Source organism: Haloarcula sp. H-GB5 (genome assembly GCF_054850705.1).
On record NZ_JBTWBG010000004.1, the window covers coordinates 157,714 to 171,081 of the forward strand.

The 13,368-nt window shown below is 58.5% G+C and carries 12 protein-coding genes and 1 pseudogene; 8 read left to right on the forward strand and 5 right to left on the reverse strand.

Translation table 11 applies throughout. The features are described 5' to 3' along the window. Positions 1-67: 67 nt before the first annotated feature. The 3 genes from ACYJ11_RS18060 to ACYJ11_RS18070 form a co-directional block, all read right to left on the reverse strand. Positions 68-304, reverse strand: coding sequence for a twin-arginine translocation signal domain-containing protein (locus ACYJ11_RS18060; RefSeq protein ID WP_188979714.1), 237 nt, complete (start codon positions 302-304; stop codon positions 68-70). A 172-nt stretch (positions 305-476) separates the two neighbouring features. Then, positions 477-986, reverse strand: coding sequence for a universal stress protein (locus ACYJ11_RS18065; RefSeq protein WP_421643119.1), 510 nt, complete (start codon positions 984-986; stop codon positions 477-479). A gap of 129 nt (positions 987-1,115) precedes the next feature. After that, on the reverse strand, positions 1,116-2,264 hold the full coding sequence (locus ACYJ11_RS18070; RefSeq protein ID WP_461648848.1) for an FAD binding domain-containing protein: 1,149 nt from the start codon (positions 2,262-2,264) through the stop codon (positions 1,116-1,118). A gap of 196 nt (positions 2,265-2,460) precedes the next feature. Between ACYJ11_RS18070 and ACYJ11_RS18075 the strand changes: the two genes are divergently transcribed. From ACYJ11_RS18075 to ACYJ11_RS18110, 8 genes are all read left to right on the forward strand, one after another. Further along, a complete protein-coding gene (locus ACYJ11_RS18075; protein WP_461648849.1) occupies positions 2,461-3,567 on the forward strand; it encodes a tubulin/FtsZ family protein in 1,107 nt (368 codons plus the stop codon). A 288-nt stretch (positions 3,568-3,855) separates the two neighbouring features. Next, entirely contained in the window at positions 3,856-4,767 is a 912-nt protein-coding gene (locus ACYJ11_RS18080) for an acetamidase/formamidase family protein (RefSeq protein WP_461648850.1), read from the forward strand. A gap of 243 nt (positions 4,768-5,010) precedes the next feature. Continuing rightward, positions 5,011-6,375: a bifunctional metallophosphatase/5'-nucleotidase gene (locus ACYJ11_RS18085; RefSeq protein ID WP_461648851.1), complete on the forward strand. Its 1,365-nt coding sequence runs from the start codon at positions 5,011-5,013 to the stop codon at positions 6,373-6,375. A 165-nt stretch (positions 6,376-6,540) separates the two neighbouring features. Further along, positions 6,541-7,395 carry a hypothetical protein gene (locus tag ACYJ11_RS18090; RefSeq protein ID WP_461648852.1) on the forward strand — a complete coding sequence of 285 codons (855 nt, stop codon included), beginning with the start codon at positions 6,541-6,543 and terminating at the stop codon, positions 7,393-7,395. A 1-nt stretch (position 7,396) separates the two neighbouring features. After that, entirely contained in the window at positions 7,397-9,145 is a 1,749-nt protein-coding gene (locus ACYJ11_RS18095; protein ID WP_461648853.1) for an ABC transporter ATP-binding protein, read from the forward strand. Beyond that, on the forward strand, positions 9,142-9,951 hold the full coding sequence (locus tag ACYJ11_RS18100) for an energy-coupling factor transporter transmembrane component T family protein (protein WP_461648854.1): 810 nt from the start codon (positions 9,142-9,144) through the stop codon (positions 9,949-9,951). The genes ACYJ11_RS18095 and ACYJ11_RS18100 overlap by 4 nt, the downstream gene beginning before the upstream one ends. A gap of 170 nt (positions 9,952-10,121) precedes the next feature. Beyond that, on the forward strand, positions 10,122-10,868 hold the full coding sequence (locus ACYJ11_RS18105; protein WP_461648855.1) for a 2-phosphosulfolactate phosphatase: 747 nt from the start codon (positions 10,122-10,124) through the stop codon (positions 10,866-10,868). Continuing rightward, complete coding sequence (locus ACYJ11_RS18110; protein WP_461648856.1) at positions 10,868-11,644, forward strand: PHP domain-containing protein; 777 nt, start codon at positions 10,868-10,870, stop codon at positions 11,642-11,644. The genes ACYJ11_RS18105 and ACYJ11_RS18110 overlap by 1 nt, the downstream gene beginning before the upstream one ends. A 9-nt stretch (positions 11,645-11,653) precedes the next feature. Here the strand turns inward: ACYJ11_RS18110 and ACYJ11_RS18115 are convergent. Continuing rightward, a pseudogene (locus ACYJ11_RS18115) lies at positions 11,654-11,728 on the reverse strand (site-specific integrase); the annotation flags it as partial. A gap of 232 nt (positions 11,729-11,960) precedes the next feature. Beyond that, positions 11,961-13,205, reverse strand: coding sequence for an inorganic phosphate transporter (locus tag ACYJ11_RS18120; protein WP_461648857.1), 1,245 nt, complete (start codon positions 13,203-13,205; stop codon positions 11,961-11,963). Positions 13,206-13,368 lie beyond the last annotated feature (163 nt).

Here is a 13,368-nt window from a genome sequence, read left to right on the forward strand (position 1 = left end):
CCACACCGCTTAGTTGATAGGGAAAAGCGAACCGGGAATGTCTGGCAACCCGGGCGTTCAACCTCGGTTAGCAGGTCACGTCTTCGGCTGGGTCAGGAACGGTCTTGGATATCTGTAGCGCCCACAGCCCGGACTCCTTCTGTTCGACGGCCACCCGTGGCAGTGCCGAGGTAAGATCTTCGAGAGCCCCGCTGACATCGTCCGGGCGGGTGTCAGTTACGAGATGGAGCGACTCACCGAGAGCGAGTGCGCCGACCGTCCCCGCGCCCGCCGCGGTCAGGAAGTCGCGCCGTGATAGCTGCACCGGTTATCAATCCGTTGGACAGCGCGTATTTGCATACGTGGGACCCACGCTTTGCTAAGTGAACGATACCACAGGTCTCAATCGGTGAGACAGAGTGCGAAATATTCGGAGAAAAAGCGTCCAAAGACGCGCTTCTGTTTTCAATACTTGTTTTGCTGAACGACTGTCGTTCTTATTCCGGGAGATAAAAATCGGATTTCGGCTGTCTGTGCGGGGACGTGTTCCTGAGCTTGGCGATCTTGGACGGGTTTCGATGTCGAACGATGACAACGTCGTAGGCATCGTCCGAGGCAATCGACCCGCCAACACTGCTGATGCTTGTAACGAGATGACCGGCGTTTTCGCTTCCGATGAATACCATTGAGGCGTCTTCTCTCTTGGCCATTTTGCGGATGGCTTTCGCTACAGCCCCAGCCGGCGCGTATCGATCTACGACTGTATGTCGGAAATCCGAACTCGGACACAGGTCCATCACCTGTTCATGCAGTGAGGTGACGACCGTCTCCAGATCGAAGTCCTCGTTCGGCCCGATCCAGTCGTGTTCCCGAGCGTACTTGGCATTGCCGTTCCGGATGACACTGACGGCCAGCACATCCTCTTCGAAGACAGTGCCGAACTCCGTCGCCCGGACGAGTGCTGCCTCGGCTAGTTCGGAACCGTCGAACGGGACAACGAGGGTCATATGCTGACTAGCAGAGCAGCAGACAAGTAACACGCCGTCAATTCTTACAACGCGGGAAGACAGCGCCAGAATCTAAGAGCCAGTACCGGACCTATACCCGAGAGAACCCGCACGCAGAACGGTAGTCAATCAACTCCCAAGTGACAACCGTTCGTCGCCCATTCGCTTGCCCTGCGCAACGAGACGCGCTCCGTAGTTGGTCCGAGCATCATCCCAGGACGCCAGTGCGTCTCCAAGGGAACTGTGGCGGTCGAGAGCAGCCTTGAGTTCAACAGCATCACTCGCCGCCTTCGAAGTGCCAGCGGCCGTGTGCGGGCGAGCGACGAACGCCGCATCACCGAGCAGACAGACTCTATCGACTGTCATCTGGGGGACTTGCAGGTCGTAAATCGCCTGCACGAAGGGGGCTGCTGTTGTTGCAACGAGGTCGGTAAACACGGGCGGCAGTATCTCGGCTGCCCGCTCGCGCTGGCGAGTTTCGACTGGGCCTCGGAGTTGCCCCGGCGACACGCTGAACTGCTGGCTTGCTCCTGTTGTGTCGGTGAAGATCGTCTCACGCTCTCGACCGGAGAGCGTATCGTACCAGACCCAGTTGAGACGGCGGCCACCGGAGGCGGTGCTGCCGTCTTCGCCGGGGATGAAGTACGCAAGAATGAGCATTTGTTCCCCCTGATAAAAGGTGAAACGGCCATCGAACGCGTCGACAACTGTGTCCGACAGATCCGCTTCCGGGACGACACCACGCCAGGCGACGTAGTCAGCAAACTCCGGGTCGGTGTCGGGAAACAGTTGCGCCCGGGCTGTAGACCGCCCGCCGTCGGCAGCAACGACCAAGTCGGCGGTGGTCCGATCCCCGTCGGCGAATCTAACCGTGCCGTCTGTGGCCCTGACGCCCGTGACAGTCCGACCGGTGTGGTACCGGTCGTCCGGGAACGCTGCTCGCAACTGCCGATAGACGGCGTCCCAGGAGGTGAAAACCATTGAATCTGGTGTTGATGTCCGTACATCGCCGTCGGCGGTCAGAAAGCGCCGCTCACTGGCTCGGGTGGTTATGCGCGCTGGGTCGACGATGTCGTGGTGCGAGAGGAACCGGCGGATTGACTGCTGGGCGACGATGCCGCCGCCGCGACTTCGCAGGTCGCCGGCCGATTGCTCGGCGATAGTTACCTCGTGGCCTGCACTACCGAGAGCGATGCCGGTAAATAGGCCACCCATCGATCCGCCGGAGATAGTGACAGACAGGGAATCGGATGGCTCGTTGGTGAGGGCCTGAGACACGGCCTCTCTCAGCGCTTGCCGCATGAAAAGCCTCTGGTCCGACGGATGCTGGTGGTCTGGCACAGGGACACCAGACAGAGGGACCGCTAACGAAGCTCGTTCCCTGTTTTCCATTGTACCTCATCATGCGATGAGGTTCCGGTGGGGCCTCGTACCGAGTCGGATTATTAATATCAGTCTACACTAAATGCGACGTATGCGAGTCGCGGCAGTCGGAATTGGTGGTGCTGGAGGCCGGATCGTCGAGCGGCTGTGGCAGGACAACGACCGCCGCGAGACGACGTATCTCGGCGCGGCCTGTGCCCTCGACACGGACACCGAAGCGCTCACTGCACTCGACGCACTCCCGAACGACCGTCGGCACGCCTTCGGACTCTCCGAAACAAACGGGAGCGGAACGAACGGGGACCGGACGAACGGTGCCGCCGCCATCGAAGACGAACGGCTCGAAGTGCGCCGGGCAATAGACGAATTGGTAACGAGCGATATCGACGCCATCGTCCTCGTGGCCGGGCTTGCGGGCGGGACGGGCAGCGGTGCCACGGCTCACGTTGCCGACGCACTCAGAGAGGTCTACACGATCCCAGTCTACTGTCTGTCGGTGTTACCCGCCGGCAGAGACGACGGAGCAGCTACGAACACCATCCAAGCACTTCGAGCGCTGGAAGCGACCGTCGATGGGCAGATACTGTTCGACAACGAAGCGTGGCTCGGGAGCGGGCAGACGGTCGATGAGGCCGCCGAGACACTGAACGAGACAGTCGTGACGCGGCTGGGGGCGCTGTTCGCAGCAGGTGAGGCGACGGCATCCGAGGCAGTCGGCCAGAGTGTCGTCGACGCCAGCGAAATAATCAACACCCTCTCAGACTCGGGTTTCACGGCGCTTGGCTACGCCAGTCAGGACCTGCAAGCGGCCGATGGCGGCGGTGACGGGACAGTCATAGACCAGCTCAAAAACCGTTTTCTCAGCGACAACTCAGACGACGTCGACGAAATCGAGGCATACAACGCCGTCGAGACGACGCTTCGCCGTGCTGTACGCGGCAAACTGACGGCCCAGTGCGAGCTGGAGTCGGTCGATAGAGCTCTAGCCGTGTTTGCCGGGCCGCCCGCGTGGTTGATCCGGGATGCCGTTACCGACGGGCGGCGATGGCTCACGGAGGAACTCCAGTCACCGGAGGTACGGAGCGGAGATATGCCGACGCCCGGTCGAAACACGTTGTCGGTTCTGGTTGTACTCAGCGGCGTTTCAGAACTGCCGCGGCTGGTGGAACTCAAAACGCTGATCGACGAATCGGAATGAGACGGCCCGTTAGATTCTCGCGTTAATACACGCTAGCTTCAGCAAATCATCGTGGGGTGGGGACCATGCGAGTGGCACTGTCGAGTGGCAACCGTCCGTGCAGCTACAAGTCAACTGACAACCACGGACTCTACCAGTTGCGACTTTCTTCGCTCACATCGTCTGACCTTCGAAGGGAAGTCGATGGAGCGTCCCAGTTCAGCCGATGGCCCGAAGTACCGAAAAACGAGATAAGGCAGATTGCACTCACATAGATTTATAAGTGACAGTTTTCAACGAAATCGTACGATGTCACGGACTGTCATATCATACAAAGATGGCCATGTCTACGAGTTCGCTCCGAATATGGAACCGCTGTATACGGCTGCAGACGGGGAATCACTCACGTTTGAAACCATCGATAGCCTGAACAAAGCCGTTCAGTCAGACGCCGATCTGATGGATGCGATCCCTGAAGAAGTGAATGCGGCTACGGGGCCGGTCGCTGTTGAGGGAGCCACACCCGGCGATGTCCTCAAGGTTGAGATCGAAGACGTACGAGTCAACGAGGACTTGGGTCGCGTAATTACGGCACCGGGGTTTGGACTCCTGCAGGATCACGAAAACATCGAACACCCAGCGACGCGCGTGACGGAGATAACCAACGACGGTACGTCACTCTCGTTCAAGGATATGGAGATCCCAGTTGACCCTGTCATCGGGACCATTGGCGTGGCAACATCCGAGGAAGCGATGTCGACCTTGACGCCACACGACCACGGCGGAAATCTCGATACGACGGATATGACCACCGGGACGACAGCCTATTTTCCGGTGTTCCAGGACGGTGCGATGTTAGCGATGGGTGATTCGAAGGCTGCGATGGCAGACGGTGAAATGTGTGGTACTGGTGCCGAAATCGGAACCGAAATCGACGTCACCGTCTCAGTAATCGCCGACGCTGCTGTCGACCTTGAGCGCCCACTCGTCGACACTGGTGACGCGTGGAAGACGGTTGCAAGTGCCGAAACGATGGAAGATGCGGTCAAGATGGCAAACGAGGACCTCATCGAATTACTCGCTGCCGAACACGATTACACGCTGACCGACGCTTACCTCTTTTCGAGCCTCGTTGGCGGCCTCGAAATCAGCCAAGTCGTCGACCCACTCGTTACTGTGCGCAACTCGATTCCGAACGAATATCTCTCAAATCCGTTCTAACTATCGCAGCGAATCAGTCCTGTTGGTACTTAGCGGGACGACAATTTCAATGGGGACACTCATCTGGATACTGGATTTCTACTCGCCCTGCTACCGGTATTCCGCAAACTAGTGGCGCTGAACCCGGTGTAACCGCTACACGAACTCGCGACCTTCCAGAATCAACACCTCTGCTATCGGCCCCCTGACAAGAAGCTACAAACGGTATTCACTTCTATGCCCCGCTGGAATCGGCTCCGAAAGATGTCGATCCGGTTGCTCCACTACTCTGACATTGAGAACGCTTGCGACGACCCCGTGCGAATGGGTCGGCTTGCTGGAACGATCCGGTCGATCCGCGGTGAGGATACTGTAGTCGCTGGCACCGGCGACAACACTGCACCGGGTGTCCTCGCCCATTACTACGAGGGGCATCAAGCGATGCCGTTTTTCGGGGCAGTGAGTACCGACGTCGAGACGGTAGGGAACCACGATTTCGACTTTGGGACTGCCCCCATTCTAGACGTGATCTCGAAGAGTCCACAGGAGTGGATCGCCGCGAACGTTTTTGAAGGGGAGAGTGAGGACGAGCGTGGCGTTCTATTCGCTGGGTTAGACGGAACGACGGTCCTGCACCGAGACGGGCGGCGAGTCGGATTCGTCGGCGTCATCGATCCAGCGACTCCTCGGATTGCACCCACCGGCGCGTCAGAGCTGAACGTGACCAGTCCGGTCGAGAGCGTGCGGACAGCGGTCAGTGAACTCGGTGACAGTGTCGATCATTTCGTCGTTCTCGCACACTTGCGGAGCGACCTAGAGACCGCCGTTGCGGCCGTCGAGGGCGTCGACGTGGTCCTCGGCGGCCACGTCCACACGGAACGCCACGAGATTGTCGACGGAACACTGGTCGTCCATCCCGGAGCGAACGGGCAGGTGGTCTGGGAAATCGAGCTCTTCGACGGGACTTGCTCGCCGAGTGCCACCCGTCACTCGACAGCTGAGGGACCTCTCGACGAATCCGTGGCTGACACGACACGCGAGCAGCTGGCCGATGTCGGCTTGCTGGAGACTGTTGCCACTGTCGACGACCCGATCCATCGAGGTCTTGACCGGCGAACCCGCGGCGAGAGTCGTGTTGGCAATCTCGTGGCCGACGCCTATCGCTGGGCGGCTGATACCGATGTCAGCTTCGTCCACAATGGCGGTCTTCGAGAGGGGCGACCCCTGTCCGGCGAAGTCACGGCTGGCGAGGTGGCCAGTGTACACCCCTTCGGCGGTACGGTAGAGGTCCTCCACGTCACGGGTGAACAGTTACGAGCCCTCTTGCAGGCGGCCTTCTGTCCCCACCGCGAGGACGGACGGCTCTGGCACGGCGACGTCAGCGGAATGACCGTCGAGTACGATTCCGCGGCTGGACGGCTAATCGGTGTGGCTGTCAACGGCCAGAGTCTCGAAGCCAGTCGAGAGTACAGCCTTGCCACCAACTCCTACGTCGTCTACAGCGATGACTGGCCGATTCCACACGAGACAACCGTCGAGTCGTTCGGTCTCCCGTTCAAGACCGTCGCAGACTATGCTCGCGAAGAGGGCATCACTGTCCAGATGGGTGGACGACTCCAGGGCTGCTGACCGGGTCTCGCCACGGACGTCTCCTTCTGCGACACCGTCTCACGTTATTGGAGACATCTAAACAGGGCCGTATATAGTATCATGAGCCACGGTGGACAGTTCATAGTACTCAGTATACGTATTATAAATATTCAAACACGTCATCAGCATGCGTTCCAGTGTAGCATGAGCACACTCTCGGCTGATACGGAGGGTTGGTTCTCGTTTGGTAAACAGGACATGATGGTGTTCATACTCGTTATGTCCCTTACTGGGTTGCAGAATGCGTTCACAGAAATCATGCCTGAGTTCACGGTCGGACCGCTAGAACTGGGCGTTGGTGGCTTCATCTTTATCCCGATCGTGCTGGTGCTACTCTTCAGGACCTACTGGGCTGCAGTAGCTGTGCCTGTTGGCGAAATCGTATTCGGCGAAATACTGCTCGGTGAGTTCGATGGACTGGGTGCCATGGAGGGATTGCTCCTCATCCCTGTTTGCTATTATTTCGCCGCGAAACTGCTTCAGGACCCGGAAAACACCACTCAGTTGGCAATTGTCGTGTTTCTTGCTGAGGCACTCGAAGAGTTCTTCGCTACGTTCATCGATATTGGGAAGGTGTATATCGGGGTTGAAGAATTGGAAGCCGTACCCGGTCTCCCCGAGAGCATTATCGTCCTTGAAGGGGTCGACTTCCTCACACAGCTGCTGATCACGGGGATTCTTTTCGGCGTAATCCCCGCACTGTATCTCTACCCCAAGCTTCACGGGAAAGTCGAACCGCTGCTCGGTATGGAACCGTTTGAGGGTGAACGCGGCGGGTCGATGTGGCGTGGCTTTTCGCCGAAGGCGCTGTTGGCGGTGCTTATCGCCTTCCCGCTCGCCTTTGTGGCCGAGGCTGCCAGCGAAGTCGGTGGGGCGGTCAACGTCGTCTGGGAGCCGGAATTCCTCGCGACGTTCGGCCAGAGTTACATTGTAGTCCCGATTGTCGTCTCCGCTATCGTGGCCTCCATCGTCTGGTACCGCGCAACGCAAACGGCCTAAGATGATGACAACGACACATAACTCTCACATTGACGTTGAACAACTGCAGTTCCAGTATCCTGGTGCTGAGGAAGCCGTGTTGTCCGGGGCAGATCTGACAATCGAACCCGGCGAGTTCGTCGCCATCATCGGTGGGAACGGGTCCGGCAAGACGACGCTGTGTAAGTCGTTTAATGGGATCATCCCCCATTTTTACGAAGGAGATCTGCGAGGACAAGTTACCGTCGCTGGACACGTTGTCTCGGAAAGCTCTGTTGCAGACCTCTCTCAACATGTCGGCTACGTGTTCCAGGAGTTCGACAACCAACTTGTCAGTCCGACTGTCTTCGAGGAAGTCGCGTTCGCCCCGATGAACTATGGGCACGAGGACTACCGCGAACGAGTCCACCGAACACTAGATCTGCTTGATTTGAGTGGGCTGGAGGACCGTTTCGTCTGGGAACTCTCCGGCGGGCAAAAACACTTGGTTGCGCTGGCAGCAGCAGTATCGCTAGACCCCGACATCCTTGTCGTCGACGAACCAGCGGCACAGCTTGACCCAGTCAACGCCCGAGAGACCTACGACCGTCTCGCCATGCTCAACGAAACCCATGGGAAAACCGTGGTCACTATCGAGCATCAGACAGAGTTCATCGCCGAATATTGTGATAGCGTTGTCCTCGTTGAGGATGGCATTGTCAGTTGGAAACTACCGGTCGAGACGGCCCTCAATCAGCTCGAAGATCTCAGAGGACAGGATGTCCATCCCCCACAGGTCACGCGTATCGCCGAGCGCGTCCTTGATGACGCTCGCCCGCTCCCGGTGACACTTGCGGATGGCCTTGATTTGTTCACCGATTACGGCAGCAACACTGGAGCACGAACTGATGGATCATCGAAAGTGAACCAGACTGGGAAGCCTGTCGTCTCCTTTGATGACGTCTCGCATTCATACGAAACACTCCGGAGCGGGACGAAAGACGTTCTCGATACCCTCTCACTGGATGTCTACCCGGACGAACGAGTCGTCCTCGCCGGCAGCAACGGTGCTGGGAAATCCACGCTCATGCAACTGGTGACTGGCTTGGAAACACCCGACGAAGGGACGGTAACCGTCGGCGGAACGGACACTGAAGATGTACTCCCGGAGCAGTTGGCCGAGGAGGTTGTGTACGTCAAGCAGAACCCAGAAGAGATGTTTATCGACGATAGTGTCCGAGCCGATGTCGCCCACTATCTCGACGACAGGGACTACCCGAACGTTGAGCAGCGAGTGGACGAGGTGATCGAATTCCTCGACTTGGAGAACCTCCAGTCCCGGGATGGCCGCCTGCTTAGCGTCGGCCAGCAGCGACGGGCGTCACTGGCAATCGGGCTGGCGACGAACCCGTCGATTATCCTGCTCGACGAACCAACCGGCAGTCTCGACCTCGCGAGTCGTGAGGAGGTTGGTCGAACTATCAACCGGGCAGGCGAGCGTGTCGAGACGGTCGTGATTGCGACACACGACCTCGAACTCGCAGCATCGTGGGCGACTCGTATCGTCGTCCTCGACGACGGTAACATCATCGCTGACGGTCCGCCAAGTGACGTGTTTGCTGACCTTGCCGCCCTCAAGCAAGCAAATCTTCGCCCGCCGCAAGTGGTCCGCCTCGGGACAGAACTCGGTCTTAGTCCCGCACCGCTCACAGTCGAGGCATTCACAGACCGACTGAGCACGGCAAGTCCGTCGACCGAACCATCGAAACCGGCCGTGGAGGAGCAGCAATGACGACACTCGATGCGCTTCGGGATGCCACGTCTGTCGAGACGATCAAAGCTGACCTGCTCCGGACGGCCTACGAGAATGAAGGTTCGTTCCTCCACCGCTTGGACCCCAGGGTTCTGTTACTCTGGTACGTCGTCTTCCTGTTCGTCCCGTGGCTGTTCTACGACACGACCGTCCTTCTCGGACTGCTAGCGTTCGTGTCAGTGCTCGCAGTCCTGTCACGGGTCAGCCTGTTTCTCGTCGGGCTGATGGCGTTTACTGTGGCAACGACGTTAGGATCGTACGCTGTCGTGACTGTCTTCACGGGTGATCCCGTCGCGGCAATTCGAGCGCTAATTCCGTACACGCTGAAGTTAACGATCATCTCCGTATCGAGTTTGGCAGTGTTCTCGAGCATGGGCCCGAAGACCCTCTCTCAGGGCCTCAGAAGCCTCGGGATTCCACGACAGTTCACGTTCCTCATCACGTACGGCTACCGGATGCTCCCAGTGCTGTTTCAGGAATACCACGATCTGGTGAACTCGTTCCGGCTACGGAGTACGGCTCCTGACTCACCCGGGCGATTCCGCTGGCGACATTACGCCTACCTGCTGAAGCTATCGGTACGTGCGTTCTATCCGATGATATTCAATGTTGCAAAGCGAAGTCGAGTCACTGTCGAGGCAATGGAGGCTCGGGGATTCTCGCACTCACTAGCTAACGAAGCGAGTACAGAACTTCGGTTAGCAGATATGCAGATCCGGCCCATGGATGTCGGATTCTTTGCCGGCTCTCTCTTTGTCGTTGCCGCGCTCGCGCTTTTCCTTTAATGTCTTTCCACCCTCTTCGTGTTCTCATTCTCACTCTCAGACTGCCGTTCCGATTGGTTGTACAGGGGATCTACTGGTGTTATACAGACTTATTGAGGCATATATATCGAGTGTAACGGGTGTATAGCACTCTTAGCGGTCCTTTTGACATGACGGATTGAGTGAGAGATGTGAGCTTGATTACTGGTAACTCACTCGAATCGAAACTGCTGGAGACGATTATCCTCGGACGTGCAAAGATCCCGGATGATCCCGATCCAGGGAACTATGTCGTCGTCGACGTAGCGCAGTTCTCGACGACGGTCCCAGAACTATTTGCAAATGGTGCAGAGTGTATCTATATTACCGAGGAACGGGGGAACGAACCAGAATTCAAGGCTGAGCATCCAGACGCAAAAATCGGCGGAAGTTCTGGCCCAGACTATCAGGGCGAGGAAGGATATGACTTCTTCAATTCGCCGAGCTTTGTCCAGGATATTGACGTCGCTGGTCGACCGACTGCAATGACCTCCACCAACGGTGGGAACGCGGTCACAGATCTCCGCTTAGCAGGCGGTAACGACATCGATATCTATGTTGGCGGGTTGACTAACGGGAAGGCGGTTGCCAACTATCTCGCAGACAGCGGTCGCGAGACGTATTTCGTTGCCGCCGGCTCAAAAGGGAAACCCTCACCTGAGGATCTCGTTGGCGCGCTGTATATTGCGCGGCAACTGCACGGGAAGCCACTGACACCGGAGCAACGCGAGATCTATCGGGAGGTCGTTCAGTTTGGGAAGGGGCCGAAGTACGAGGAGAAACCGCAGATCAAACGGACGGATCTTTACGAGTACACACTCGCGTTCGACAGCCGTGACATCGTTCCGAAGCTGGACGGGCAACGACTCTATGACGTGAGTGGCGAGAGCGAGAGCTGATGCAGACCGATATCCACACGCATACCACATACTCGGATGGGTCAGATCTTGATGCAATGATTACGGCGGCCGAACAGGCTGGCTTGTCTGCACTCGGGCTGACCGATCATTGTATGGTCACTGCAGACGACTTCGGGCGACGTGCGAGATACGACCTCGTCGAAACGTATCAACAACGCCGGGAGGATATTCGTGCTGCCAGAGCGACGACTGACCTCCGACTGTACGATGCTGCCGAGGTAAGCTACGTCGAGGGGACTGAGTCGCGAATTGCGGCGTTTCTCGACACGGCCGACTTCGCATACACTATTGGGAGCGTCCACTTCGCCGACCAGTACGACTACACCAGTGGGACGCAGTACGGAACTGCGTCACCAACCCAACGCCGGAGAGCCGTCGAGCGGTACTACGATGCGGTAGTTGCACTCATCGAATCTGAACTCTTCGACGTACTGGGGCATCTCGACCTCCCAGAACGCATTCCAGCATTGCGGCGGCACACAACTCGAGAAGATTACGAACGGGTCGCGCGAGCGCTTGCTGACTCCAAGATAGTTCCTGAAGTAAACGCTGGCCGCGTCCACGGCTCACTTGGCCGAGTACATCCTGACCCAGCGGTGCTAGATCTGTTCACCGAGTACGGAATCCAGTTCGTTCTTGGATCGGACGGCCACACGCCTGCAGAACTCTCGCAGCGAGTCCCCGAACTACGAGCGGTAACTGGAACTCTAGATCGGTATCCTGTTTCTGATGTACTACACGACAATCAACCGTGAGTTCTGAAAATCCTCGTCATCGAAGACGGCGACGAGTTCCGCGCTTCGGGCTCCTGCGTAGGCGAGCAAGAAGCCGAGTGCCTGCGGTGTTGCGGAGTCGGGGAACGGCTGAGGCGGCCTCGCCCTTTCTGCGTCCGCTAGGATGGCTGGCCGACTGACATGACCGGTTGAACAGGTGTTCGTCCCGCTCGCCGCTGCCGTCTACAGGTGAGCAAAACTCACCGACGTCCCGTGCACTGCGTTCGCGGGACCCCCGCATCGCTCGCGACCGACCATTTCGGGTGTGTATCACCGCTCGTATAGCGTCCGACCACCCTCACAGCAGCACTGCGAACACCGGGTAGGAAACGGCAACTGCCAGCGAGGGTGTCAGTACCCACATCGTGACGATCCGCTTGGCTGCCGCTGGGTCGAAGAGGCTTCGCTCGTCGAGATCGGCCGGTCCCTCCGCACCGATGTCCGGAACATCCGGGACCGCTTCCGACCCCTCTGCAGGCTCTTCGTGTCGTGCGATGTCCCCGATGGTCGGACTCGCGGGCGCCTCTTCGGCGCGCGACGTAACCAGCGCCCCCGTCGCGACGTCGAGCTCCGACCGCTCGGGCGTCGGGGTGGCTAACTCCGAAAGCGTTGCAGCCCGACTCGCCCGCCCCCAGCCAAGCCCGATAATCGCCGAGGTAGTGCTGACCGCGAGACTCGCAGGGATGCCCAAGTATGAGAGGATTGTGATGACAGTCCCACCAACGACGGAGACGATCAGCGACGCGAGGATCGGGAGTTCCGTGATGTCGTCCCCGACTGTCTCCAGCGTACGCCGAGCGATGGTGAAACTCCCCAGCCCGAAGGCTACCACCGCGAGCAGGACTCCTTGGTCGACGGTAAGGGCGCCGCCTTCTCCGACAAGGGGTGCCACGGCGTTCGCCGCGTTCGACGCGCCCGCCGAGAACGCCATATAACAGCCGATGAGGACCACCGAAAGTGACCCGACGACGTCCTGTGGCGACGCGTTTTTGTTCAGATATGGGCGTGGAATTGTCCTTGAGCGGTCAATCTGGACGAAGTGGAGATCGAACTTCGTGAACGCGACGTAGCGGTCGAGATACGGGTAGAGGTAGCGCCCGACCACGAGCCCGATGGCGAGGCTCACCAGTGGGGCGACGATCCACGCTGAGACGATGACGAACATCAGCGCTTGGTTGAGCGTGCCCGACGCGAGCCCCAACCCGACGATGGCGCCGACAGCCGTCATCGACGTGGAGGCTGGGACGCCGTAGAGATTCGATATCAACAGCGACGCGCCCGTAAAAAACAGAACCCCGACGCTTGCAATGGGCGTGAACTGGGCTGCCGGCACGATACTGCTGCTCATCGTCGCGATGACGTTCCGACCTACGGTCCATGCCCCGAGGAAGCCGAAGCCGACGAACAGAACTCCCGCAGTCGCCTTCCGAACGAGACGTGAGCCCACCGCCGGCCCGAACGCTACACCTGTCGACGAGCCCCCGATGTTGAAGCCAACGAACACGGCGACAGCGATGCCGGCGACGGTTAGCAGTGACACCATTGTGTGGGTCAACGACTCCGGAGTTTCAAATAATCCCCGACGTTCTTCTGAAGTCGTGTCTCGATGCTGTCACGCTGTCCGAGTTACAAGCGTTCATCCTCAGTGCCGTGCTTAACGAGTACAATCATCTCCCTCGTAACTCTGCACGTTCAGGGAACGGGAA

Excerpts from the sequence above, each read along its gene's own strand:
- ACYJ11_RS18100 (WP_461648854.1), top strand. The coding sequence starts at position 9,142 with ATGACGACACTCGATGCGCTTCGGGATGCCACGTCTGTCGAGACGATC.
- ACYJ11_RS18080 (WP_461648850.1), top strand. The coding sequence starts at position 3,856 with ATGTCACGGACTGTCATATCATACAAAGATGGCCATGTCTACGAGTTC.
- ACYJ11_RS18095 (WP_461648853.1), top strand. The coding sequence starts at position 7,397 with ATGATGACAACGACACATAACTCTCACATTGACGTTGAACAACTGCAG.
- ACYJ11_RS18075 (WP_461648849.1), top strand. The coding sequence starts at position 2,461 with ATGCGAGTCGCGGCAGTCGGAATTGGTGGTGCTGGAGGCCGGATCGTC.
- ACYJ11_RS18110 (WP_461648856.1), top strand. The coding sequence starts at position 10,868 with ATGCAGACCGATATCCACACGCATACCACATACTCGGATGGGTCAGAT.
- ACYJ11_RS18090 (WP_461648852.1), top strand. The coding sequence starts at position 6,541 with ATGAGCACACTCTCGGCTGATACGGAGGGTTGGTTCTCGTTTGGTAAA.
- ACYJ11_RS18085 (WP_461648851.1), top strand. The coding sequence starts at position 5,011 with ATGTCGATCCGGTTGCTCCACTACTCTGACATTGAGAACGCTTGCGAC.
- ACYJ11_RS18065 (WP_421643119.1), bottom strand. The coding sequence starts at position 986 with ATGACCCTCGTTGTCCCGTTCGACGGTTCCGAACTAGCCGAGGCAGCA.
- ACYJ11_RS18120 (WP_461648857.1), bottom strand. The coding sequence starts at position 13,205 with ATGGTGTCACTGCTAACCGTCGCCGGCATCGCTGTCGCCGTGTTCGTT.